Source organism: Roseateles sp. Mitsp63 (assembly GCF_059491535.1).
This window is the reverse complement of sequence record NZ_CP168509.1, coordinates 5,849,533-5,870,825: the sequence shown is the minus strand read 5'-3', so window position 1 is coordinate 5,870,825 and position 21,293 is coordinate 5,849,533. Positions and strand designations below refer to the sequence as shown.

The 21,293-nt window shown below is 69.8% G+C and carries 21 protein-coding genes and 1 riboswitch; of the genes, 9 read left to right on the top strand and 12 right to left on the bottom strand.

Annotation, left to right across the window (positions count from 1 at the left end):
* A complete protein-coding gene (locus ACEN96_RS25445) occupies positions 1-1,416 on the top strand; it encodes an efflux transporter outer membrane subunit (RefSeq protein WP_495585802.1) in 1,416 nt (471 codons plus the stop codon).
* 252 nt (positions 1,417-1,668) lie between these two features.
* On the opposite strand, the gene ACEN96_RS25440 is transcribed toward ACEN96_RS25445, so the two are convergent.
* The 3 genes from ACEN96_RS25440 to ACEN96_RS25430 all read right to left on the bottom strand — a co-directional run bounded on the left by ACEN96_RS25440 (position 1,669) and on the right by ACEN96_RS25430 (position 4,903).
* Positions 1,669-2,571, bottom strand: coding sequence for an NAD(P)-dependent oxidoreductase (locus ACEN96_RS25440; protein WP_495585801.1), 903 nt, complete (start codon positions 2,569-2,571; stop codon positions 1,669-1,671).
* A 42-nt stretch (positions 2,572-2,613) separates the two neighbouring features.
* Positions 2,614-3,750, bottom strand: coding sequence for a PilT/PilU family type 4a pilus ATPase (locus ACEN96_RS25435; RefSeq protein WP_495585800.1), 1,137 nt, complete (start codon positions 3,748-3,750; stop codon positions 2,614-2,616).
* A gap of 109 nt (positions 3,751-3,859) precedes the next feature.
* Complete coding sequence (locus ACEN96_RS25430; protein ID WP_343642036.1) at positions 3,860-4,903, bottom strand: type IV pilus twitching motility protein PilT; 1,044 nt, start codon at positions 4,901-4,903, stop codon at positions 3,860-3,862.
* Positions 4,904-4,929: 26 nt separating this feature from the next.
* On the opposite strand from ACEN96_RS25430, the gene ACEN96_RS25425 reads away from it, so the two are divergent.
* From ACEN96_RS25425 to ACEN96_RS25410, 4 genes are all read left to right on the top strand, one after another.
* A complete protein-coding gene (locus tag ACEN96_RS25425; protein WP_495585799.1) occupies positions 4,930-5,667 on the top strand; it encodes a YggS family pyridoxal phosphate-dependent enzyme in 738 nt (245 codons plus the stop codon).
* Positions 5,664-7,202 (top strand): sensor domain-containing diguanylate cyclase, encoded by a 1,539-nt coding sequence (locus tag ACEN96_RS25420; protein ID WP_495585798.1) that lies wholly within the window; start codon positions 5,664-5,666, stop codon positions 7,200-7,202. Before ACEN96_RS25425 ends, ACEN96_RS25420 begins: the two co-directional genes overlap by 4 nt.
* A 322-nt stretch (positions 7,203-7,524) precedes the next feature.
* Positions 7,525-9,084, top strand: a complete 1,560-nt coding sequence (locus ACEN96_RS25415; RefSeq protein ID WP_495585797.1) for a methyl-accepting chemotaxis protein — start codon at positions 7,525-7,527, stop codon at positions 9,082-9,084.
* 59 nt (positions 9,085-9,143) lie between these two features.
* Positions 9,144-9,482: an energy transducer TonB gene (locus ACEN96_RS25410; protein WP_495585796.1), complete on the top strand. Its 339-nt coding sequence runs from the start codon at positions 9,144-9,146 to the stop codon at positions 9,480-9,482.
* Between the two features lie 105 nt (positions 9,483-9,587).
* On the opposite strand, the gene ACEN96_RS25405 is transcribed toward ACEN96_RS25410, so the two are convergent.
* From ACEN96_RS25405 to ahcY, 4 genes are all read right to left on the bottom strand, one after another.
* Complete coding sequence (locus ACEN96_RS25405; protein WP_495585795.1) at positions 9,588-10,223, bottom strand: OmpW/AlkL family protein; 636 nt, start codon at positions 10,221-10,223, stop codon at positions 9,588-9,590.
* Between the two features lie 133 nt (positions 10,224-10,356).
* On the bottom strand, positions 10,357-11,196 hold the full coding sequence (gene metF, locus ACEN96_RS25400; RefSeq protein ID WP_495585794.1) for a methylenetetrahydrofolate reductase [NAD(P)H]: 840 nt from the start codon (positions 11,194-11,196) through the stop codon (positions 10,357-10,359).
* Positions 11,197-11,264: 68 nt separating this feature from the next.
* On the bottom strand, positions 11,265-12,026 hold the full coding sequence (locus ACEN96_RS25395) for a TlyA family RNA methyltransferase (protein ID WP_495585793.1): 762 nt from the start codon (positions 12,024-12,026) through the stop codon (positions 11,265-11,267).
* Between the two features lie 22 nt (positions 12,027-12,048).
* Positions 12,049-13,482 (bottom strand): adenosylhomocysteinase, encoded by a 1,434-nt coding sequence (gene ahcY / locus ACEN96_RS25390; protein ID WP_495585792.1) that lies wholly within the window; start codon positions 13,480-13,482, stop codon positions 12,049-12,051.
* 104 nt (positions 13,483-13,586) lie between these two features.
* Positions 13,587-13,685, bottom strand: a riboswitch (S-adenosyl-L-homocysteine riboswitch).
* A 40-nt stretch (positions 13,686-13,725) separates the two neighbouring features.
* On the opposite strand from ahcY, the gene ACEN96_RS25385 reads away from it, so the two are divergent.
* Positions 13,726-14,517: an HAD-IIB family hydrolase gene (locus tag ACEN96_RS25385; RefSeq protein WP_495585791.1), complete on the top strand. Its 792-nt coding sequence runs from the start codon at positions 13,726-13,728 to the stop codon at positions 14,515-14,517.
* Here ACEN96_RS25385 and ACEN96_RS25380 read toward each other — a convergent pair.
* The 3 genes from ACEN96_RS25380 to infA form a co-directional block, all read right to left on the bottom strand.
* On the bottom strand, positions 14,445-14,921 hold the full coding sequence (locus tag ACEN96_RS25380) for a hypothetical protein (RefSeq protein ID WP_495585790.1): 477 nt from the start codon (positions 14,919-14,921) through the stop codon (positions 14,445-14,447). The two genes, ACEN96_RS25385 and ACEN96_RS25380, sit on opposite strands and share 73 nt — an antisense overlap.
* A gap of 224 nt (positions 14,922-15,145) precedes the next feature.
* Positions 15,146-15,331, bottom strand: a complete 186-nt coding sequence (locus ACEN96_RS25375) for an oxidoreductase-like domain-containing protein (protein ID WP_495585789.1) — start codon at positions 15,329-15,331, stop codon at positions 15,146-15,148.
* 50 nt (positions 15,332-15,381) lie between these two features.
* Positions 15,382-15,639 carry a translation initiation factor IF-1 gene (gene infA / locus ACEN96_RS25370; protein ID WP_343642056.1) on the bottom strand — a complete coding sequence of 86 codons (258 nt, stop codon included), beginning with the start codon at positions 15,637-15,639 and terminating at the stop codon, positions 15,382-15,384.
* An 821-nt stretch (positions 15,640-16,460) separates the two neighbouring features.
* Here infA and ACEN96_RS25365 point away from each other — a divergent pair.
* A complete protein-coding gene (locus ACEN96_RS25365; protein ID WP_495585788.1) occupies positions 16,461-17,300 on the top strand; it encodes an oxidoreductase in 840 nt (279 codons plus the stop codon).
* A 166-nt stretch (positions 17,301-17,466) separates the two neighbouring features.
* Complete coding sequence (locus ACEN96_RS25360; RefSeq protein WP_495585787.1) at positions 17,467-18,138, top strand: hypothetical protein; 672 nt, start codon at positions 17,467-17,469, stop codon at positions 18,136-18,138.
* 36 nt (positions 18,139-18,174) lie between these two features.
* Here the strand turns inward: ACEN96_RS25360 and ACEN96_RS25355 are convergent, their stop codons facing one another.
* Both ACEN96_RS25355 and ACEN96_RS25350 read right to left on the bottom strand, forming a co-directional pair.
* On the bottom strand, positions 18,175-19,125 hold the full coding sequence (locus ACEN96_RS25355) for an AraC family transcriptional regulator (protein ID WP_495585786.1): 951 nt from the start codon (positions 19,123-19,125) through the stop codon (positions 18,175-18,177).
* A gap of 8 nt (positions 19,126-19,133) precedes the next feature.
* Positions 19,134-20,075, bottom strand: a complete 942-nt coding sequence (locus ACEN96_RS25350) for an AraC family transcriptional regulator (protein WP_495585785.1) — start codon at positions 20,073-20,075, stop codon at positions 19,134-19,136.
* A gap of 188 nt (positions 20,076-20,263) precedes the next feature.
* Between ACEN96_RS25350 and ACEN96_RS25345 the strand changes: the two genes are divergently transcribed.
* Positions 20,264-21,292, top strand: a complete 1,029-nt coding sequence (locus ACEN96_RS25345) for an aldo/keto reductase (RefSeq protein ID WP_495585784.1) — start codon at positions 20,264-20,266, stop codon at positions 21,290-21,292.
* Position 21,293: the final 1 nt, after the last annotated feature.

The following is a 21,293-nucleotide window of genomic DNA, read 5'->3' as shown; positions in this document are numbered from 1 at the left end:
ATGATGACGAGAAAACTTTCTGTGATGGCCGCCGCGGCCGCGACCGTGGCGCTGCTGGCCGGCTGCGTGAACCTGGCGCCGGATCACCAGCGCCCCGAGGCGCCGGTGGCGCCGCAGTGGCCGCAGGGCGCGGGCGCGGAATCGGCCGATGCCAAGGCGGCGGCCGAGCTGCAGTGGCAGCAGTTCTTCCGCGACGACCGGCTCAAGCAGCTGATCGAGCTCGCGCTGAAGAACAACCGCGACCTGCGCGTGGCGCTGCTGAACGTGGACGTGGCGCGGGCGCAGGCCAACGTCACGGCGGCGAGCCGCTGGCCGACGGTCAACGCCGGCTTGTCGGCGCAGCGCGGGCCGCAGACGACGGCCAATGGCGACAGCAAGATCGTCAGCGTGTACCAGGCGGGCCTGCAGATCACCTCGTACGAGATCGACCTGTTCAGCCGCGTCAGGAACCAGAGCGCCGCGTCCTTCGCGCAGTACCTGGCCACGGGCGAGGCGGCGCGCTCGGCGCAGATCAGCCTGGTGGCGGGCGTGGCCTCGGCCTACCTGGCGGTGCAGGCCGATGAGGAACTGCTCGCGCTGACGCGGCAGACGCTGGCGACGCGGGAGGACAGCCTCAAGCTGATGCAGCTGAAGTTCGACAACGGCGCCGCGTCCAACCTGGACCTGAGCACGTCCAAGTCGTCCTATGAATCGGCGCGCGCCACGCTGGCGCAGGCCGAGCGCACGCGCCAGCAGGACATGAACGCGCTGACGCTGCTGGTGGGGCAGACGCTGCCGGAGTCGCTGCCAGCGGCCAGGCCGCTGAGCGACCAGACCATGGGCGCGCTGCTGGCGGGGCTGCCGTCGCAGGTGCTGGTGGACCGGCCCGATGTGCGGCAGGCCGAGCAGCAGCTGGTGGCGGCCGAGGCCAACATCGGCGTCGCGCGCGCGGCCTACTTCCCGAGCCTGACGCTGACGACCAGCGTGGGGACGGCGAGCAGCGCGTTGAAGGATCTGTTCAGCCAGAGCGCGTGGAGCATCGCGGGATCGGCGCTGATGCCGATCTTCGATGCGGGGCGGGTGAAGAACAACGTCGCCGCGGCCAGGGCCAACCGCGAGATCGCGGTCGCCCAGTACGAGAAGACCGTGCAGACGGCCTTCAAGGAAGTGGCCGACGCGCTGGCCGGCCGGGCGACGCTGGATGAGCAGCTGCGCGCCCAGGATGCGCAGGCGCAGGCGGAAGCGACGCGGCTGCAGCTGGTGGACCTGAGCTATCGCAATGGCGCGGCGTCCAGCCTGGATCTGCTGGACGCGCAGCGGGCGAGCTTCGCGGCGCAGCAACTCGCGCTGCAGGTGCGGCTCGCGCAGCTGCAGAACCAGGTGCAGCTGTACAAGGTGCTGGGCGGGGGACTGGACGCGCAGCGCCAGCCGGGCTGATCCACGCCTTACGCGCCAGGCGCCGCAGTGATGAACTCCCTCGCCCCCCGCGAGGGGGGAGAGGGTAGGGGAGAGGGGGTGCTTCGAAGGGCAGCAGCGCTGTGGCACGAGGCCCCTCTCCCCTTCCCTCTCCCCCTGACGGGGGCGAGGGGGTCTACTGCGCCGTCCGGCTCGTCTTACACCCTCTCCCGCGAAGTGGGAGAGGGAGGGGTGAGGGCCACCAGCCGACGCAAAGCGCCAGCGCGCCCGTGATCAGCGCAGCCGCTTGATCAAGCTCGAGGTATCGAACCGCCCGCCGCCCATCTCCTGGACGTCGGCATAGAACTGGTCGACCAGCGCCGTGAGCGGCAGCCGCGCGCCATTGCGGCGCGCCTCGTCGAGCACCAGTCCGAGGTCCTTGCGCATCCAGTCCACCGCGAAGCCGAAGTCGAACTTGTCGTCGACCATGGTCTTGCCGCGGTTGTCCATCTGCCAGCTCTGCGCCGCGCCCTTGCCGATGACATCGAGCACCAGCGGCATGGGCAAGCCGCTCTTCTGTCCAAAGGCGATCGCTTCTGACAGCCCCTGGACGATGCCCGCGATGCAGATCTGGTTGACCATCTTGGCGAGCTGCCCGGCGCCAGCCTCGCCGACGCGGGTGACCGCCTTGCCGAAGTGCAGCGCATACGGACGGATCCGTTCGAACACTGCCTCCTCGCCGCCGCACATCACGGTCAGCGCGCCATTCACCGCGCCCGCCTGTCCGCCGGACACCGGCGCGTCGATGAAATGCAGCCCTGCTTCACCCGCCGCGGCGGACAGCTCCCGCGCCACCTCGGCGGACGCCGTCGTGTGGTCGACGAACACCGCGCCCGGCTTCATGCCGGCGAACGCGCCCTCCGCGCCCAGCGCCACCGAGCGCAGGTCCGCGTCATTCCCGACGCAGCAGAACACGATGTCCGCATCCTTGGCCGCTTCCCGCGGCGTCACGCCCGCCTGTCCGCCGAACTCGCCGACCCAGGCCTGCGCCTTCGCCGCGGTCCGGTTGTAGACGGTGACCTGCTGCCCGGCCCTGGCCAGGTGGCCCGCCATCGGGAAGCCCATCACGCCCAGGCCCAGGAAGGCGACGCGAAGGGGCGGGGTCGATTCGTAGGAACGCTGGCCGATGCTGCTCATGGGGGACCTGTCACGGGTGGATGAAGACCCGTGGAGTGTCCCTCAGACGATCGTCAGATGCTCCGTGCCCGACGACAGATCGCCGCTACGCGCCCGCTCGCTGTTGAGCTTGATCTGCAGGCGCAGGTCGTTGACCGAGTCCGCGTTGCGCAGCGCGTCCTCGTAGGTCACCTTGCCCATCTCGTACAGGTCGAACAGCGCCTGGTCGAAGGTCTGCATGCCGAGCTCGCGCGAGCGCTTCATGATCTCCTTGATCTCGCCCACCTCGCCCTTGAAGATCAGGTCCGAGATCAGCGGCGTGTTCAGCAGGATCTCGACCGCCGCGATCCGGCCCTTGCCTTCCTGGCGCGGCAGCAGCCGCTGCGACACCAGCGCCTTCAGGTTCAGCGACAAGTCCATCAGCAGCTGGGCGCGGCGCTCCTCCGGGAAGAAGTTGATGATCCGGTCCAGTGCCTGGTTGGCGCTGTTGGCGTGCAGCGTGGCCATGCACAGGTGGCCGGTCTCGGCGAAGGCCACCGCGTGCTCCATCGTCTCGCGATCGCGGATCTCGCCCATCAGGATCACGTCCGGCGCCTGGCGCAGCGTGTTCTTCAGCGCCTGCTCCCAGCCCTCGGTGTCGAGCCCGACCTCGCGCTGGCTGACGATGCAGTTCTTGTGCGGATGCACGAACTCGACCGGGTCCTCGATCGTGATGATGTGGCCGTAGGTCGTCTCGTTGCGGTGGTCGACCATCGCCGCCAGCGTCGTGCTCTTGCCCGAGCCGGTGGCGCCCACCAGGATCACCAGGCCGCGCTTGGTCTGGGTGACGTCCTTCAGCACATGCGGCAGGTCCAGCGACTCGATCGTCGGCAGCGTCTGCGGAATGGTTCGCAGCACCAGCGCCACATGGCCCTGCTGGATGTAGGCGTTGACCCGGAAGCGGCCGATGCCCTGCGGCGAGATCGCGAAGTTGCATTCCTTCGCGCGCTCGAAATCCGCCGCCTGCTTGTCGTTCATGATGGCCCGCGCCAGCTGCAGCGTGTGCTGGCCGGTGAGCGGCTGCGGCGACACCTTGGTCACCTTGCCGTCGACCTTGATCGCGGGCGGGAACTCCGCCGTCAGGAACAGGTCGGAACCCTTGCGCGACACCATCAGGCGCAGCAGATCGTTGATGAACTTGGTGGCCTGATCGCGTTCCATGGCGGGGTCCTGTCCTCTGTGCCGGCCGCCGGTCGGTCACCCGGGGCCCGGTCTGTCTAGTCGTCGTGGGAAAGAAGCGGGCCGCGGCGCCAGGCCGCGGCGCAGCGCGTCAGCCGGGGAAGTTCTCCGGCATCTTGGCCTTGCCGCGAGCCTCGGCCGGCGAGATCACGTTGCGGCGCACCAGCTCGGTCAGGTTCTGGTCCAGCGTCTGCATGCCCAGGTTGTTGCCGGTCTGGATCGACGAATACATCTGCGCGATCTTGTTCTCGCGGATCAGGTTCCGGATCGCCGAGGTGCCCAGCATGATCTCGTGCGCCGCCACCCGGCCGCTGCCGTCCTTGGTCTTGCACAGCGTCTGCGAGATCACCGCCTGCAGCGATTCCGACAGCATCGCGCGGACCATGTCCTTCTCCGCCGCCGGGAACACGTCGACGATCCGGTCCACCGTCTTGGCGGCGGACGAGGTGTGCAGCGTGCCGAAGACCAGGTGGCCCGTCTCCGCGGCGGTCAGCGCCAGGCGGATGGTTTCCAGGTCGCGCATTTCGCCCACCAGGATGCAGTCCGGGTCTTCCCGCAGCGCCGAGCGCAGCGCGTTGGCGAAGCTCATCGTGTGCGGACCCACCTCGCGCTGGTTGACCAGGCACTTCTTGGACTCGTGGACGAATTCGATCGGGTCCTCGACGGTCAGGATGTGGCCGTATTCGTTCTCGTTGAGGTGGTTGACCATCGCGGCCAGCGTCGTCGACTTGCCCGAGCCCGTCGGGCCGGTGACCAGCACGATGCCGCGCGGCTTCATCGCCAGCTCGGTGAAGACCTTGGGGCAGTTGAGCTGCTCCAGCGTCAGGATCTTGCTCGGAATCGTCCGGAACACGGCGCCGGCGCCGCGGTTCTGGTTGAACGCGTTGACGCGGAAGCGCGCCAGGCCCTGGATCTCGAACGAGAAGTCGCATTCCAGCGTCTCCTCGTACATCTTGCGCTGGGCGTCGCTCATGATGTCGTACACCATGTCGTGCACCTGGCGGTGCTCGAGCGCCTCGACATTGATGCGGCGCACGTCGCCATGGACGCGGATCATGGGCGGCAGCCCGGCGGACAAGTGGAGGTCGGAGGCCTTGTTCTTGACCGAGAATGCCAGCAGTTGGGTGATGTCCATGGGATGGAAAAAAAGCGTTGGCGATTATGGCGACGATCTCCGAGAACATACAACAGCTCCATGGCCGCATCGAGCGGGCTTGCCTGCAGGCGTCGCGGCCCGTGGACAGCGTCACGCTGCTGGTGGTAACAAAGACTTTCCCGGCCTCGGATGTGAGAGAAGCATTCGCGGCGGGCGAGCACCGCTTCGGTGAGAACTACGTCCAGGAGGGCGTCGACAAGATCGACGCGCTGGCCGACCTGCGCGCGCGCGTCGAGTGGCACCTGATCGGTCCGCTGCAGAGCAACAAGACCCGGGTCGTGGCCGAGCGCTTCGACTGGGTCCACAGCGTCGACCGGCTCAAGATCGCGCAGCGGCTCTCGGACCAGCGCCCGCACGGGCTGCCCCCGCTGAACCTGTGCCTGCAGGTCAACATCAGTGGCGAGGACACCAAGAGCGGCCTGGCGCCGGCCGAGGTGGCCGAAGCCGCCCGCGCCATCGCCGCCTTGCCCCGGGTGCGCCTGCGCGGCCTGATGGCGATCCCGGAACCGGCCGCCACGCTGGACGAGCAGCGCCGCCCGCACCGCGCGCTGGCGCAACTGCTGGCCGCGCTGAACGCGGACCTCGGCCTGGGCCTGGACACGCTCAGCATGGGCATGAGCGCCGACATGGACGCCGCCATCCTGGAGGGCGCCACGATGGTGCGGGTCGGCTCGGCCATCTTCGGCACCCGGGCCAGACCCGGGCCGACGCCGCCCGCTCCCGGGGAACTGGGGCAGCCATGAACCCGCTGCAGCGTCCCGCCGACCTGGTGCCCGAGACCCCGGGCAGCCTGTCGGTCCGGGCGCTGTGGCGCGAAGGCCGGCCGGTCGAGCGCCGCTGGATCCTCGGCGGCTGGCTCGCGACTCTCGCGGCCTGCGTCGTGCTGGGGGTGCTCGCGGTGCGGCGGGCATGGTCCGGCGTGCCGGTGGACCTGGGCGGCGTCACCGTCTTCCTGACCTTCTATCCGCCCATCCCCCTGTGCCTGTGGTGGGCGCTGAGCCTGGGCTGGCGCTGGGGCGCGGTGCCGGCCTGGCTGGCCACCTTCGTGCTGGCCGTGGACGCCGGCATGGCGCCGGCCTGGGCCGCGGTCTTCGCGTGCGCCAATCCGCTCGGCCTGGGCGTGCTGGCGCTCGGCTACCGCGCCGTGGGCGCCGCGCGCGGGCTGCGCAGCCTGCGCGCCTGGCTGTTCTTCGTGCCGCTGTGCTTCGTGGCCTCCGTCTTCAGCTCGGCCGGCGCCCTGATCTGGAACTTCAGCCACGACCTGCCGGCCTATCGCCAGTTGCCGATCTGGCAGGGCTGGTGGCTGGGCGCCTTCCTGCAGAGCGTGCTGCTCGGCGGGCCGCTCATGGCGCTCACCTGGCCGCGGCTGTCGCGCTGGATCCTGCGCCGGCCCGCGCTGTTCACGCCGCCGCCCAGCGGCCGCCGCGCCATGGGCCTGGGCCTGCTGTTCGCGATCGTGCTCGCGGTGCTGGGGTATGGACTGATCAGCCTGGGCCTGGGGTCGCTGCAGCTGCGCGCGGCACTCGGCAGCCACGATTGGCCGCGGCTGGAAGAGGCCTCGCGGGCCATGCTCAGCACCGCCTGGGTCTTCTTCTGGGTCTTCACGCTGATCGTGCTCTTCGTGGCGCAGTTCGGTTATCAGGCGCTGTCGCGCTGGCTGCGCTCGACGGAGGCGCTGGTGACGCAGCTGGCCAAGGTCAATGCGGAACTCGAGCAGCGCTCACGCACCGACGGGCTCACCGGACTGGCCAACCGCATGGCGACCGAGGAAGGCCTGCGCGCCTTGCTGCGCACCGTGCGCCGCTACCGCACGCCGTCCGCGCTGCTGATGCTGGACATCGACCGCTTCAAGTCGGTCAACGACCGCCATGGGCACGCGGCGGGCGATGCCGTGATCCGCGCGCTGGCACAGGTGCTGAAGGCGACCTCGCGCGACGTGGATCTGCCCGGCCGCTTCGGCGGCGAGGAGTTCGTCGTCGGGCTGGCCCACACCGACCTGGCCGGCGCGCGCCGTTTCGCGGAGCGGCTGCGCGAGCGCATCGCGTCGATGCCGGTGGCGATCGATGCGAAGGACCTGAAGGCGGGGGACGAGCCGACGATCTCGTACACCGTCAGCATCGGCGTCACGGTGCTGCGCGCCGATGACGCCGGCATCGAGGACTCGCTGCGCCGCGCCGATGCGGCGATGTACCGCGCGAAGCAGGCCGGCCGCGATCGCGTCGAGGTCGCGGAGGACACGGCCGATCCGCCGGTGCCCGCCGGCCCGGGCAAGTCCTGACCCTCGCACCCATCCGCGCCGCGCGGTTACGGCGCGGGTACCAGGCCTTGCCCCGCACTTCGCGAACGACTGTGCAGCTTTCGTGAAACCGCGCCGTGCGCCGTATTAGGGCTTCTACCAAGGGGGTTGAACGCTCGTTTGCATTCAGTTGCAAGTGCCGCGTCAGAATTCACGAGCCCCGAAAACCGGCATGGATTACCCGAATCAAGTCCAACGATGATCGCGCCGAAGCCGATGGTCGGTCCGCCCCGCCAGCGTCACGAGCGCCAGCGGATGTCTCGCGGACCGGTCATTCAATAACTCAATCGTTGCGAGGGAATCGATGTCGTTTCTGTCCCGCCTGCGTATCGGCCAGCGCCTGACGCTGAGCTACGCGCTGCTGATCCTGCTGCTGATCGTGATCGGCGCCTTCGGCGCCCACAACGCCAGCCGCCTGTCCCATGACCTGAGCACGACGGCCGACTCCAGCCTGGTGAAGATCGCGCTGGCCAACGCGCTGGAAAGCGACGTCAACGTCATTGCCCGCGCCTCGCGCGACCTGCTGCTGCTGGACACGGCCAACGCGATCAAGCGCCAGAAAGCCGACATCGCCCAGGCGCTCGAGGACGGCCAGAAGCAGCTGACCGAGCTCGAGGGCAAGGTCTCCGACGCGAAGGACAAGGAGCTCGCGGCCAAGGTGCGCGACTTCCAGGCCAAGTTCGTGGACTCGGTGTCCAAGTTCCTGAAGGTGCAGCAGGACGGCAGCCCCGACGAGGCCCGCGAGGCGCTGATCAAGGACGTGCGTCCCGCGCAGAAGGACTACCAGGACGCGCTCAAGAGCCTGGTCGAGCTGCAGTTCGCCAACGGCCGCGATCTGGCCGAGAACGGCGCCAAGCTCGCCAACCAGTCGATCCTGATCACGGCCGCGCTGGTCGTGGTGGCCGTGCTCATCGGCGGTGTCGGCGGCCTGACGATCGCCCGCTCCATCATCGTGCCGGCCCGCAAGGCCAAGGACGCGGCGCAGGCGATCAGCGCCGGCGACCTGTCGCAGCACATCGAGGTGCAAGGCTCCGACGAACTGGCCCAGATGCTGCACGCGATGCGCGACATGCAGACCGCGCTGTCCGGCGTGGTCGCCAGCGTGAGCGCCGCGGCCGGCGAGGTGGCCCAGAACTCCAACGAGATCGCCGGCAGCAACGTCGATCTGTCGGACCGCACCGCGCGGTCCGCCGAGAGCCTGCAGAACACCGCCGCCTCGGTCGAGCAGATCGCCTCCAACCTGAACGGCGCCAGCGAACTGACCCGCAAGGCCGCCAGCATCGCGACCAAGGCGCGCCAGTCGGCCTCGGCCGGCGGCACGGTGGTGAGCCAGGTCGTGTCGACGATGGAAGAGATCAGCGCCAGCTCGCGCAAGATCGGCGACATCATCGGCGTCATCGACGGCATCGCCTTCCAGACCAACATCCTGGCGCTGAACGCGGCCGTGGAAGCGGCCCGCGCCGGCGAGCACGGCAAGGGCTTCGCGGTGGTCGCGTCGGAAGTGCGCGCGCTGGCCTCGCGCTCGGCGCAGGCCGCCAAGGAGATCAAGGTGCTGATCCAGGAATCGTCCGTCAAGGTCGAGAACGGCACCGCCCTGGTCAACAACGCCGGCGCGACCATCCGCTCGGTGGTCGACGAGGTCAACAACATGGGCCAGCTGATCGAGGAGATCTCGCACTCGGCCCAGGAGCAGGCGGCTGGCGTCGGCGTCGTGAACAACGCGATGAACGAACTGGACCGCGCCACGCAGCAGAACACCACGCTGGTCGACGAACTGACCCGCTCCACCGACTCGCTGCGCGACAGCAGCTCGCGGCTGGTGCAGGCCGTGGGCTTCTTCAGCACCGCGCGCACCGCGGCTTGAGCATCCCCTTCCTACCGGAAATCCCCGCTTTCCTCACCCAAGACGTACGAGGTCCCAAGATGAGCAAGAACCTGACCCACACCGTTTCCCGCACCCTGCTGGGCCTGGCCGCCGCGCTGGCCCTGGCCGCCGGCGCCCACGCCACGCCGAAAATCGTGAAGAAGGTGCCGCCGGAGTTCCCGGCCGAAGCCGCCCGCCAGTCGATTTCGCAGGGCTCGGTGCGCGCCAAGATGAACATCGAGCCCGATGGCAAGGTCTCGGGCGTCGAGATCCTGGAAGCCGAACCGCGCAAGGTCTTCGACAAGGCCGTGACCCGCGCGCTGATGGACTGGAAGTTCGAACCCAGCGGCCAGAAGGAGACCCACGAGGTCAAGCTGGTGTTCAAGAACGAGGACTGATCCTCGACGGACGATCCCGCCGCGCGCGGGACGCCCCATGACGAAGGGCCGCATCGCGCGGCCCTTCGGCTTTCCGGGCGGAGCCTGCGGCTCCGCGCCCGTGCGTCAGAAGCGGTAGCCGGCGCCCACGCCGATCAGCAGCGGATCGATCTTGAACTTGCCGATGGCCGAGCCGGCCGAGCGGACCTCGGTGCCCATCTGAAGCTTCTTGATGTCGACGTTGATCGTCCACTGCTTGTCCAGCGCCACGTCGAAGCCGGCCTGCGCGGCGAAGCCGAGGCTGTGCTTCTCGATGCTCGGCTGCAGGGCCTGGACGGCCGGCTCGAAGCGAGCGCCGGAGAAGAAGGTGTAGTTCAGGCCGGCGCCGACGTAGGGGCGGAAGGTGCCTTCGGGATTGAAGTGGTACTGCAGCGTCAGCGTCGGCGGCAGGTGCTTCACCGAGCCGATCCGAGTGCCCTTGGAATACAGCCGGTGCCGCTGCGGCACCGTCAGGACCAGTTCGGCGGCCAGGTTCGGCGTGAGGAAGTAGCTGAAGTCGACTTCCGGGATCGTCTTGCGGCTCAGCGACAGGCCCAGGTCGGGCGTGGTGTGGCCCTTGTCCGCCGGATCGATGTTGACGGCGCGGGCGCGCAGCAGCCACGGGCTGCTCTGTGCCTGGGCCGGCAGGGCGGCCGCCGTCATCAGCGCGGCCAGCGCGGCGAGGGCGGTCGAAGGGCGGGACAGGACGGGGATGCGGGACATGCGTTCACTCCATGGGGGTCAATGAATGACCCGGGATTGAACGCCCGCCCTCCGGCGTGAACCTTGACCCATCACAAGGAACGCCAGGGAACCGGGGAAGTTCCCGCGAACGTCGAAGAGCGCTTGCTCGTTATCAAGCTTTGGCCGCGAGGCCGAGGCGTTTGCACAACTCCAGCGTCAGCGCGCTCTGGTTGAGCGTATAGAAGTGCAGCCCCGGCACGCCGCCGGCGATGAGGCGTTCGCACAGCCGCGCGACGACATCCAGGCCGAAGGCGCGCACCGAGGCGGCGTCATCCATGTAGCCCTCCATCTTCAGCGCGACCCAGCGCGGGATCTCGATGCCGTCGCGCTGCGCGAACTGCGCGATGCGCGCGTAGTTGTTGATCGGCATGATGCCCGGCACGATGGGCACGTCCACGCCCATCGCGCGTGTCGCGTCGATGAAATGGAAGTAGGCATCGGGGTTGTAGAAGAACTGCGTGATCGCGCCGCTGGCGCCGGCGCGCACCTTGTCGGCGAAGAACTGCAGGTCGCGCGCCGCGTAGCGCTGCTGCGGGTGGTACTCGGGATAGGCGGCGACCTCGATGTCCCAGTCCTCGCCCTGCGTCTCGCGGATGAAGCGCACCAGCTCCGCGGCGTAGCGGAACTCGCCCGCCGTCGCCGTGCCGCTGGGCAGGTCGCCGCGCAGCGCGACGACGCGGCGGATGTGCTGCGCGCGGTAGGTGGCGAGGATCTCGGCGATGTTCTCGCGCGTCGAGCCGACGCAGGACAGGTGCGGCGCGGCGTCGAAGCCCTGCGCCGCGATGCCGGCGACGGTCGAGAGCGTCTTCTCGCGCGTCGAGCCGCCGGCGCCGTAGGTGACGCTGAAGTACTGCGGATTCACCGCGCGCAGGTCCTGCACGACGGTCTTCAGCTTCTCGGTGCCGACGGGCGTGTTGGGCGGGAAGAATTCGATGCTGACCGGGGTCGTCATGGCGCTGCGTCCTGGAGGGTCGATGGAATCGGGGGATCCGGGGATCGGTGAGGTGGAGCGGGCGGCGCTCAGGCGGCCGCCTTGCGCGCCCACAGGAAGAATTCGCGGTTGCCGTCGCCGCCGGTGATGGGGCTGTCGAACCAGCCTTGCACCGACCAGCCGAGCGCCGCGGCCGCGTCGCGCGCCTGCTGCTCGAGCACCGGATAGAGCGAGGGGTCCTTGACCAGCCCGCCCTTGCCGATGGCCTGCGGGCCGAGCTCGAACTGCGGCTTGACCAGCAGCAGCGCCTGGCCGTCCGCGGCGAGCCACGGATCGAGCTGCGGCAGCGCGCCGATCATCGAGATGAAGCTGAGGTCACCGACGATCAGCGCGAAGCCGCCGGGCGGCGCCAGGTCGCGCAGCCGCGAGCCGGCGAGCTCGCGCACATGCGTGCCCTCGAGCGCGTCGACGCGAGGATCGTCCTGCAGCGAGGCATGCAGCTGGCCATGCCCGACGTCGATGCCGACGACGCGCGCGGCGCCCGCCTTCAGCAGGCAGTCGGTGAAGCCGCCAGTGCTCTGGCCGACATCGAGCGCGACCCTCCCCGCCGGATCGACGCCGGCCAGGCGGAGCGCGCCCTCCAGCTTCAATCCGCCGCGCGAGACATAGCGCAGCTCCGCGTCGTCGGTGACGCGCAGCCGCGCCTGCCCGGGCAGCGCCTCGCCGGCCTTCTTCAACGGGATCCAGCCCTTGGGCGAGTCCCATTGCACGGCGCCGCGCTCGATCAGCCGCTGCGCGGCCGATCGCGTCGGCGCCAGGCCGGATGAGACGAGGAGCTGATCGGCTCTCATCGGGTTCAGAGGCTCGCGCGGATCAGTAGCGGTAGGTGTCGGGCTTGTACGGGCCGGACTTGGAGACGCCGATGTAGGCGGCCTGCTCGTCCGTCAGTTCCGACAGCTGCGCGTTCAGCGTCTTGAGCTGCAGACGCGCGACGTGCTCGTCCAGGTGCTTGGGCAGCACGTAGACCTTGCCGACGGCATAGGCGTCCTTGTGCGCGAACAGCTCGATCTGCGCGATCGTCTGGTTGGCGAAGCTCGAGGACATCACGTAGCTCGGATGGCCCGTGCCGCAGCCCAGGTTCACGAGGCGGCCCTTGGCCAGCAGGATGATGCGCTTGCCGTCCGGGAAGATCACGTGGTCGACCTGCGGCTTGATCTCTTCCCACTCGTACTTCTCGATCGAGGCGATGTCGATCTCGTTGTCGAAGTGGCCGATGTTGCAGACGATGGCGTTGTGCTTCATCGCGGCCATGTGCTCGTGGCGGATCACGCCCTTGTTGCCGGTCGTGGTCACGAAGATGTCGGCCTTGTCGGCGGCGTACTCCATCGTCACGACGCGGAAGCCTTCCATCGCGGCCTGCAGCGCGCAGATCGGATCGATCTCGGTGACCCAGACCTGGGCCGACAGCGCGCGCATCGCCTGCGCCGAGCCCTTGCCCACGTCGCCGTAGCCGGCGATCACGGCGATCTTGCCGGCGATCATGACGTCGGTGGCGCGCTTGATGCCGTCCACCAGCGACTCGCGGCAGCCGTACAGGTTGTCGAACTTGCTCTTGGTGACCGAGTCGTTGACGTTGATCGCGCGGAACAGCAGCGTGCCCTTGTCCGACATCTCCTTCAGGCGGTGCACGCCGGTGGTGGTCTCCTCGGTCACGCCGATGATCTCGGCGCTCTTGCGGGTGTACCAGCTGGCGTCTTCCGAGATCTTCTTCCTGATCGCGGCGAACAGGATGCGCTCCTCTTCGCTGCCCGGATTGGCCAGGACCGACAGGTCCTTCTCGGCCTTCTGGCCCAGGTGCATCAGCAGCGTCGCGTCGCCGCCGTCATCCAGGATCATGTTGGGGCCTTCGCCCGGCGTGCCCTTGGCGCCGAACTCGAAGATGCGGTGGGTGTAGTCCCAGTAGTCCTCCAGCGTCTCCCCCTTGTAGGCGAAGACGGGGGTGCCGGTGGCCACCAGCGCGGCGGCGGCGTGGTCCTGCGTCGAGAAGATGTTGCACGAGGCCCAGCGGACCTCGGCGCCCAGCGCCTGCAGCGTCTCGACCAGCACGGCGGTCTGGATCGTCATGTGCAGCGAGCCGGTGATGCGCGCGCCCTTGAGCGGCTGGGCCGCGGCGTATTCCTGGCGGATCGCCATCAGCGCGGGCATCTCGCTCTCGGCGATCTTGATCTCCTTGCGGCCCCAATCGGCCAGCGACAGGTCTTTGATCAGGTACTGGTCTTGGGCCAGCGGCTTCAGTTGGGCGGTCATGCGGACTCCTGCGAGGATGGGCCGTCGACGCCAGCGAACTGGAAACCGGAGAAGGGAAGGTCGGCGCTTTGCCGCTCGGTCCTCACCCGGCCCAGGAAGGGGTCGACGGGTGAGCGCGGTTGCCATGGCCGCGGACATGTCGCCGCGCGGCGGTTCCGAGCCTGGCCTCGATGGGGTGGGAGGTCGCAACGCTCCTCGGAACAGGGCGCGATTGTAGACGCACAATCCCGGCCCATGCGAGCGATGAAGCCCCTGACCGACTGTCCCCGTGAGGCCTGGCACGGCGTGCGCGGCGTGCTGACCGACATCGACGACACGCTCACCGGCGAGGCCGCGGTGGCGGCGATCGCGCCCGTGGCGCTCGACGCGCTGGAGCGGCTGCGCGCGGCGGGCGTGCCGGTGATCGCGATCACCGGACGCCCCGCCGGATGGAGCGAGCCCTTCGCCATGGCCTGGCCCGTGCGGGGGATCGTCGCGGAGAACGGGGGTGTGCTGCTCCACCGGGAGGGGGACGCGCTGGCCACCGAGTTCGCGCAGGACGACGCGACGCGCGCCGCGAACTTCGCGCGCCTGCAGGCCTGCGCCGACGACATCGTCGCGGCGGTGCCCGGCGCCGCGCGGGCGCGCGACAGCGCCGGGCGGCTCACCGACATCGCGATCGACCACGGCGAGTTCGCCGCGCTCGATGACGGCGCCATCGCGGCCATCTGCGACCGGATGCGGGCGCATGGACTGGTGGCGACGGTGAGTTCGATCCACGTCAACGGCTGGATCGGCGATCACAGCAAGTGGAGCGCCGCCCATTGGGCGGTGAAACGGCTGACCGGGCGGGATTTCGATCCCCGGGAGTGGGTGTATGTCGGCGACTCGACCAACGATCAGCTGATGTTCGAGCGGGTGCCGCTGTCGGTGGGGGTGGCCAACATCGCGCGCTTCCTGCCAATGCTGGATCATCCGCCCGTCTACGTCACCGCCGCGGCGCGCGGCGCGGGCTTCGCCGAGGTGGCGGGCGCGCTGCTCGCGGCGCGGGGATAGGCCGGCTCGTCGACCACCGGCCGGCGGCCGCGCGGCTGGCGGCCCTCGACCGGATCCCAGGCGTGGCGGCCGACCAGCGCTGAAATCCCCGGCCAGTCATGCCCGCGCGGCAGCACGCGCGCCAGCGCCGCATGGCTGACCCGCCCGCCCAGTGCGACCAGGCGCCCGGCCACCTCGATGCGCCGGCGGCGCAGCCGCGGCAGCAGCCAGCGGTTGGTGGGGCGCTCGCGCAGCACGCTCGGGTGCGGCATGCAGCGGTGCTCCGCCATCAGCAGATGGCGCAGCAGCACTTCAAGCGGCAGCAGGTCCAGATGCCGCCAATCGGCGCTCAGCCGGGCGAGCGCGAAGCGCAGGTTGGCCTGCGCGTCGGAACGCGGGGCGGGGACATGGGACGGGCCAGGCATGAACATTCAGACCTCCGCACGGGAAACCTGCGCCGGCACGGCAAGCGCGGCGCCTGTCAGGAATGTCGGCCGTCCGGCGCCGGTTCTGAATCCCGGGAATGTCCCTGAAAGGTCACGAAACGCAATCCGGCCTTGGATGGGCGGGGGGAGCCAGGGGGGAGACTTCCCCAAATGGAAAGGGCCGCGCGAGGCGGCCCTTCGAAGGTGGAGGTGGGAGGCGCTGGTCAGGACGCCTCGGGGTGACGGCCCTTCCAGGCGCGCAGCCGTTGCCGGTAATCGTCCATCGCCAGGTCGTGCAGGTCGAAGATGCACGGATCGCAGCCGTTGCCGCAGCAGGCGTCGATGTCCGGCTGCGGGGGCGGCAAGGGCATCGGGTCGTCGGCTTCGACGGCGGGCGGGGCGGAACTCATGAACGCAGACGCCGCCGCGGGAGACAGGTCCCCCGCGGCGGCGGCACGATTCAGCGGCGGACCGGCGGCGGGCCCGAGTGGTTCGAGCGCGCCAGGTGACGGAAGGTGATCCGGCCCTTGGTCAGGTCATAGGGCGACATCTCGAGGGACACCGCATCGCCGGCCAGGATGCGGATGTGATGCTTGCGCATCTTTCCGCCCGTGTAGGCGATGACCTGGTGGCCGTTCTCCAGGGTCACGCGGAAGCGCGAGTCCGGGAGGATTTCGTTGACGACGCCCTGCATTTCAATCAGTTCTTCCTTGGCCATGCGGGATGCTCCTATCTTGAAGATGAAAAGGGCGGCGGTCGCGTCGGGACGCAGGCCTTCGCCTCGGGATCAATGGTGCGCCGCTCAGTGGCTGCGCGCCCAGGCCGTGCCTTCGTTCTCCGCGTAGCGCAACGCGGCGCGGCGGGTCTCGAAGGCCGGCACGAATCGCATGACGCGATCAATGCTTGCCATGCCGCGTCCCGACCTGATCGAGACCGCCGCGGCGAAACCGCCGTCGGCATGGGGTTTGGACATGGGTGAGACAAGGAATCGCCCCACCTCAATGCTTTTGTTTCGCATAGTTCTCATGAGGTGTGCGCCTTGACAGGCAATCGCAATAAGCAACCGTCTTGGCGCGGTTTGGGAACGTGCACCGTCCCGATCCGTTGACACGGGTCCGGGACAGGCACGGAAAGTTGCCCCGGCTGTCACGCGCGCCGAAGACGCGCGAACGGACCGAAGCCAGAAACGCTCAAGCGCACGAACCGGGGGCTGATGCAGATGCGAGCCGCTCGCAGAAGGGCCCGTGAGAGAGCCAGGAGGGGCTGCAGAGAAAGACCTGAAGAGGGTGGTCTTGTGCGAATCCAAGCTGCGGAGTGTAGCGCAAGCGCCCATTTCGCGCATCCCCCACGGTTTCCTGGGGCGCGAAGGTGCTAAGCCGGTCACGGTGGCGACATCCGGCAGGGGCGCGGCGGCGTCCGTGGCGGATCGTGCAAGCGGTCCGCCGGAACGGGCACGCCGGCCGTCCCGTCCGTTCCTACAGTGACTCCGTCCCCTGATTCCCCTCTCAACCCCTCGTTCCCTGTCAAGGACGGATTCCCATGAGCAAGATCTGGTTCATCACCGGCGCGAACCGCGGCTTCGGCCTGGAAATCGCGCGCGCCGCGCTGGCCGCCGGCGACCGCGTCGTCGCCACCGGCCGCAACGCCGAGGCGCTCAGGACGGCGTACGCCAGCCATGGCGACGCGGTGCTGTGCCTGCCGCTGGACGTGGCCCGCGAGGCCGACGCCGCCCACGCGGTCGAGCAGGCCGTGGCGCGCTTCGGACGCATCGACGTGCTGGTCAACAACGCGGGCTACGGGCAGCTCGGCCTATTCGAGGAGATCGCCGCCGCCGACATCGAGCGCCAGTTCGCGACCAATGTGTTCGGCCTGATGCACGTGACCCGGGCGGTGCTGCCGGTGATGCGCCGTCAGCGCGACGGCCACGTGATCAACATCGCGTCGGTCGGCGGTTTCCGCGGCTTCGACGGCGCGGCGGTCTACTGCGCGACCAAGTTCGCCGTCGACGGCTTCAGCGCCTCGCTGGCGCCCGAACTGGCCGGCTTCAACATCCGGGTGACGGTCGTCGAGCCGGGCTTCTTCCGCACCGACTTCCTCGACGCCAGCTCGGTCCGCTACGGCTCGCGCGCGATCGCGGACTACGCCACGCTGCCGACGCCGCCGCTGTCGACCTACGAGGCCTACAACCACCAGCAGCCCGGCGACCCGGTCAAGCTGGGCCGGGCCTTCGTCGAACTGGCGGCGATGCCGGCGCCGCCGCTGCACTTCGTGGCGGGCTCGGACGCGCTGGCGATGGCGCGCGAGACCTTCGGCCTGCGCATGGCCGAAGTCGAGGCGTATGCGGCGTTGTCGGCCTCGCTGGATCGCGACGAGGCCTGATCGCGCCAGCGTCTGACGGCTCGGTCTCGCGCCACATGAAGGGTTCATGAAGCGCGCGTCAGGCCGCCAGGCGCCGACCTCCGGCGGCGGCGCGGTGTGCGGCTAGGATCGCGCCCCGGAACACGTCCGCCGGGGAGGGCGCGATGGATCGAGGCGGCGCGCCAGCATGACCGCGGCGCAGTGGAACGGCCCCGCGCGCGGGCGGCGGTGGATCGGATTGGCGGCGGCCCTGCTGGTGCAGGGCGTCGCGGTGTCGGTGCTGTGGATGGACCATGGATGGCGCTCGCATGGGCGCCGCGAGCCGCCACGGCTGACCGAGGTGCGGCTGCTGCCGCTGGCGGCCGAACGCCAGCCCGTGCCGGTCCCGCGGCACGAGGCTCGCCGCCCGGAGCAGCCGCCCGTCCCGGCCCCCATCGTCGTGGCGGCGCCGGAGGTCCTCGTGACCGCCGCGCCGCCGACCTCCGCGATCCAGACCGTCGCCGCACCCGCGGCGCCGGCCTCGGCGGCGTCCGCGCCGCCCGGCCCGGGCCCTTCGCCACTCAATCTCGCGCTGCCCAAGGGCGGCGGCGCGGCCGATCCGCGTTTCCACATGGCCGACCAGATCCGCAACGATCCGCGCTCGCACAGCGAGCGGCGCACCGTCGAATCGGCGATCGCCGATGCCGCGGGCACCTTGCCCATCGTGACCAGCACGTCGACCAGCGGGTCCGGCTCGAAGATCGTCCGCCAGGGCAGCAAGTGCGCCCGCGTCTATGAGAACCGCGTCGCCGAACTCAATCCGACCGACGACCGGATGAAGGGCGCCCCCATGCTGGCGGGCGGCTGCTTCGGCAAGTAGCGGCCGAAATCTCGTGTGCCGCTGCGTGCCGCCGGATCAGGCGGTCAGCCGCGATGGCGGCGTGTCGCGCCGCCTGGCCGCATCGCGCGAGGGCGGCGCGCCATAGAGCCGGCTGTACTCGCGGCTGAATTGCGACGGGCTTTCGTAGCCGACGGCATGACCGGCGCGCGCCACCTCCAGGCCCTCGGCGATCAGCAGCCGGCGCGCTTCCTGCAGCCGCAGTTGCTTCTGGTACTGCAGCGGGCTCATCGAGGTCAGCGCGCGGAAGTGGTGGTGCAGCGAGGACGCGCTCATGTGTGCCTCCTTCGCCAGCGCCTCGATGCGCAGCGGCTTCGCGTAATGCGCCTTGAGCCAGCGGATCGCGCGCTGCACGCGCTGGGTCTGGCTGTCCGCGCGCGCGACCTGCGCCAGGCGCTCGCCCTGCTCGCTGCGCAGCACGCGGTAGACCAGCTCGCGCATCGCCATCGGCGCCAGCGCGGCGTGGTCTTCCGGGTGATCGAGCAGCCGCATCAGCCGGTCCGCGGCGTCCAGCATGTCCGGAGTGATGGCGCTCACGAAGAGGCCGCGCGACGTGTCGTCGGCGCCGTCATCGGCGCCGTGGCCGGCCGAGGGGGCCGGCGCCTTGGGCGGGCCGCTGCGCGCGACGAGCTCGGCGACCTCCTCGGCGTCGAAATCCAGCCGCAGGCACAGGTAGGGCCGCTCGGGCGAGGCCTCGATCACGCGGCCGCTGACCGGCAGATCGGTGGTGAACACCATGAAGCGCGCCGCGTCGTAGACGTAGCGCTCATCGCCGAGGCGCACCTCCTTCGCGCCCTGCGCGATCAGGCACAGCGCCGCGGGCTGCACCGCGTGCGCCAGCTCGCCGCCCGGCCCGTCCAGGCGGATCACCCAGACCCGAGGCAGCGCCGTGGGCCAGATGCCCTCGCGCGGCGCATGCCGCGCCAGCATCGCGCTCAGCGACGCGGTATCCATGGCGGTGTCGTCCATCGCGGCCCTCATCCGGCGCGCAGCAGCTGCTCGATGTCGGCCCGCGGCGGCGTGCCGAAGAGCCGGCGGTACTCGCGGCTGAACTGCGAGGCGCTCTCGTAGCCGACCTGATGCGCCGCGGCCGCCGCGTCCAGCCCGCTGCCCAGCATCAGCCGGCGCGCGTGCTGCAGCCGCAGCTGCTTCTGGTACTGCATCGGCGACATGCTGGTCAGCTGCTTGAAGCGCTGGTGCAGCGTCGAGGCGCTCATGTGCGCGACCTCGGCCAGCTCCTCGATGCTGATGGCCTCGTGGAAGCGGCGGTTCAGCTCGTCGATCGCGCGGGACAGGCGGCGCGTCGCGCTGTCCTGCTGCGCCAGCGCGCGCAGCCGCGGCCCCAGCGGGCCGGTCAGCACGCGGTAGAAGATCTCGCGCTGCAGCAGCGGGCCCAGCACGCGCTGGTCCTGCGGGTTGTCCAGCAACTGCATCAGCCGCAGCGCGGCGCCGAGCAGCGACTCCGACACCGGCGCGACGTTGAGGCCCGACTGCGCTGCGGGGGCCGCGTCGCTGCTCGCCGGGCCGACTTCGAGCATCAGCTCGGCCAGCGTCGGCGTGTCGCAGCTGACCCGCACGCACAGATAGGGCTTCTCCGGCGTGGCGTCGATGACCTGGCCCCGGGGCAGCATCGTCATCGAGACCAGCAGGAAATGCAGCGGGTCGTAGAACAGCGTCTCGGCGCCGAGCTCGACCTTCTTGCGACCCTGCAGCACGATGACCACGCCGGGCTCGTACAGCGCCGGCGCGGTGCGGGGCGCGGTGCAGCTGGCCTTGATCAGCTGGAGGCAGGGGATCGCCGTGGGGCGCGAGCCGTCGGCGTCGATGTGACGCAGCGTCAGGTCCACCATCTGCGCGCGCAGCGCCTGCAGCGCGTCGGGGAAGCCGTCGGCCAGGGGAATGGGGGTGGGAGCGACCATGCGGCGGATTGTGCAAGTGCGACGCCCGCGTCGCCAGTGCCCGCGCGGGCGCGAGACGGGGTTCCGGAGTATTGGGCAAGGACGGGCGAGCTTTGCGCTGGTCCCGCGGGGGGGCGGATTCCTAAAGTGATGGACATCGCGGCGCTCATGTCGATGCCGCGTCCACCTCGCCTTCAAGGAGTCGCGCCATGACCATCATGTCCAAGGAACCGCTCAACAACCTGCCGCAACTGCCCCGCCGCCGCCTTGGCGCCCATGGGCCGGAGGTCTCCGCGCTCGGACTCGGGTGCATGGGGATGTCCGATTTCTACGGTCCCGCCGACGAGGCCACCTCGATGGCCGTCCTGCACCGGGCGCTGGACCTGGGAATGAACTTCCTCGATACCTCGGACATCTACGGCAATGGCGCCAACGAGCGCCTGCTGTCGGGCCTGCTGGCCAACCGCCGGCGCGAGGTCGTGCTGGCGACCAAGTTCGGCATCGTCCGCAACGCCGACGGCCTGTCGGCCGGCGTCAACGGCAAGCCGGCGCATGTCCACGCGTCCTGCGACGCCAGCCTGCGCCGCCTCGGCGTCAACCACATCGACCTGTACTACCTGCACCGCGTCGACAAGTCGGTGCCGATCGAGGAGACGGTCGGCGCGATGGCCGAGCTGGTGCGCGCCGGCAAGGTGCGCCACCTCGGGCTGTCGGAGGCCTCCGCCGAGACCATCCGCCGCGCCCATCGCGTCCATCCGATCGCGGCGGTGCAGTCGGAGTACTCGCTCTGGACGCGCGACGTCGAGGCCGAGGTGCTGCCGACCTGCCGCGAACTGGGCATCGCGCTGGTGCCGTACAGCCCGCTGGGGCGCGGCTTCCTGACCGGCGCGATCCGCAGCGCCGATCAACTGGCCGCCAATGACTGGCGCCGCGTCAATCCGCGCTTCCAGGGCGATTCGATGGCGCAGAACCTGGCGCTGGCCGATGCGATCGTCGCGCTGGCCCGCGACCACGGCCTGACGCCGGCGCAACTGGCGCTCGCCTGGCTGCTGGACCGCGGTCCGGACGTCGTGCCGATCCCGGGCACGCGCTCGATCACGCGGCTGGAGGAGAACGCGATGGCCGCGCGCATCCGCCTCAACGACGTGCTGCGCGAGGAGCTGCGCGACGTGATCGAGGCGCACCCGGTCGCCGGCGCGCGCTATCCGGACGTGTCGCTGGCGCTGGTCAACGCCTGAA

What these genes read in the sequence shown, in the direction of transcription:
- ACEN96_RS25445 (WP_495585802.1), top strand. Translation starts at nt 1, where the DNA reads ATGATGACGAGAAAACTTTCTGTGATGGCCGCCGCGGCCGCGACCGTG.
- ACEN96_RS25440 (WP_495585801.1), bottom strand. Translation starts at nt 2,571, where the DNA reads ATGAGCAGCATCGGCCAGCGTTCCTACGAATCGACCCCGCCCCTTCGC.
- ACEN96_RS25435 (WP_495585800.1), bottom strand. Translation starts at nt 3,750, where the DNA reads ATGGAACGCGATCAGGCCACCAAGTTCATCAACGATCTGCTGCGCCTG.
- ACEN96_RS25430 (WP_343642036.1), bottom strand. Translation starts at nt 4,903, where the DNA reads ATGGACATCACCCAACTGCTGGCATTCTCGGTCAAGAACAAGGCCTCC.
- ACEN96_RS25425 (WP_495585799.1), top strand. Translation starts at nt 4,930, where the DNA reads ATGGCGACGATCTCCGAGAACATACAACAGCTCCATGGCCGCATCGAG.
- ACEN96_RS25420 (WP_495585798.1), top strand. Translation starts at nt 5,664, where the DNA reads ATGAACCCGCTGCAGCGTCCCGCCGACCTGGTGCCCGAGACCCCGGGC.
- ACEN96_RS25415 (WP_495585797.1), top strand. Translation starts at nt 7,525, where the DNA reads ATGTCGTTTCTGTCCCGCCTGCGTATCGGCCAGCGCCTGACGCTGAGC.
- ACEN96_RS25410 (WP_495585796.1), top strand. Translation starts at nt 9,144, where the DNA reads ATGAGCAAGAACCTGACCCACACCGTTTCCCGCACCCTGCTGGGCCTG.
- ACEN96_RS25405 (WP_495585795.1), bottom strand. Translation starts at nt 10,223, where the DNA reads ATGTCCCGCATCCCCGTCCTGTCCCGCCCTTCGACCGCCCTCGCCGCG.
- metF (WP_495585794.1), bottom strand. Translation starts at nt 11,196, where the DNA reads ATGACGACCCCGGTCAGCATCGAATTCTTCCCGCCCAACACGCCCGTC.
- ACEN96_RS25395 (WP_495585793.1), bottom strand. Translation starts at nt 12,026, where the DNA reads ATGAGAGCCGATCAGCTCCTCGTCTCATCCGGCCTGGCGCCGACGCGA.
- ahcY (WP_495585792.1), bottom strand. Translation starts at nt 13,482, where the DNA reads ATGACCGCCCAACTGAAGCCGCTGGCCCAAGACCAGTACCTGATCAAA.
- ACEN96_RS25385 (WP_495585791.1), top strand. Translation starts at nt 13,726, where the DNA reads ATGAAGCCCCTGACCGACTGTCCCCGTGAGGCCTGGCACGGCGTGCGC.
- ACEN96_RS25380 (WP_495585790.1), bottom strand. Translation starts at nt 14,921, where the DNA reads ATGCCTGGCCCGTCCCATGTCCCCGCCCCGCGTTCCGACGCGCAGGCC.
- ACEN96_RS25375 (WP_495585789.1), bottom strand. Translation starts at nt 15,331, where the DNA reads ATGAGTTCCGCCCCGCCCGCCGTCGAAGCCGACGACCCGATGCCCTTG.
- infA (WP_343642056.1), bottom strand. Translation starts at nt 15,639, where the DNA reads ATGGCCAAGGAAGAACTGATTGAAATGCAGGGCGTCGTCAACGAAATC.
- ACEN96_RS25365 (WP_495585788.1), top strand. Translation starts at nt 16,461, where the DNA reads ATGAGCAAGATCTGGTTCATCACCGGCGCGAACCGCGGCTTCGGCCTG.
- ACEN96_RS25360 (WP_495585787.1), top strand. Translation starts at nt 17,467, where the DNA reads ATGACCGCGGCGCAGTGGAACGGCCCCGCGCGCGGGCGGCGGTGGATC.
- ACEN96_RS25355 (WP_495585786.1), bottom strand. Translation starts at nt 19,125, where the DNA reads ATGGACGACACCGCCATGGATACCGCGTCGCTGAGCGCGATGCTGGCG.
- ACEN96_RS25350 (WP_495585785.1), bottom strand. Translation starts at nt 20,075, where the DNA reads ATGGTCGCTCCCACCCCCATTCCCCTGGCCGACGGCTTCCCCGACGCG.
- ACEN96_RS25345 (WP_495585784.1), top strand. Translation starts at nt 20,264, where the DNA reads ATGACCATCATGTCCAAGGAACCGCTCAACAACCTGCCGCAACTGCCC.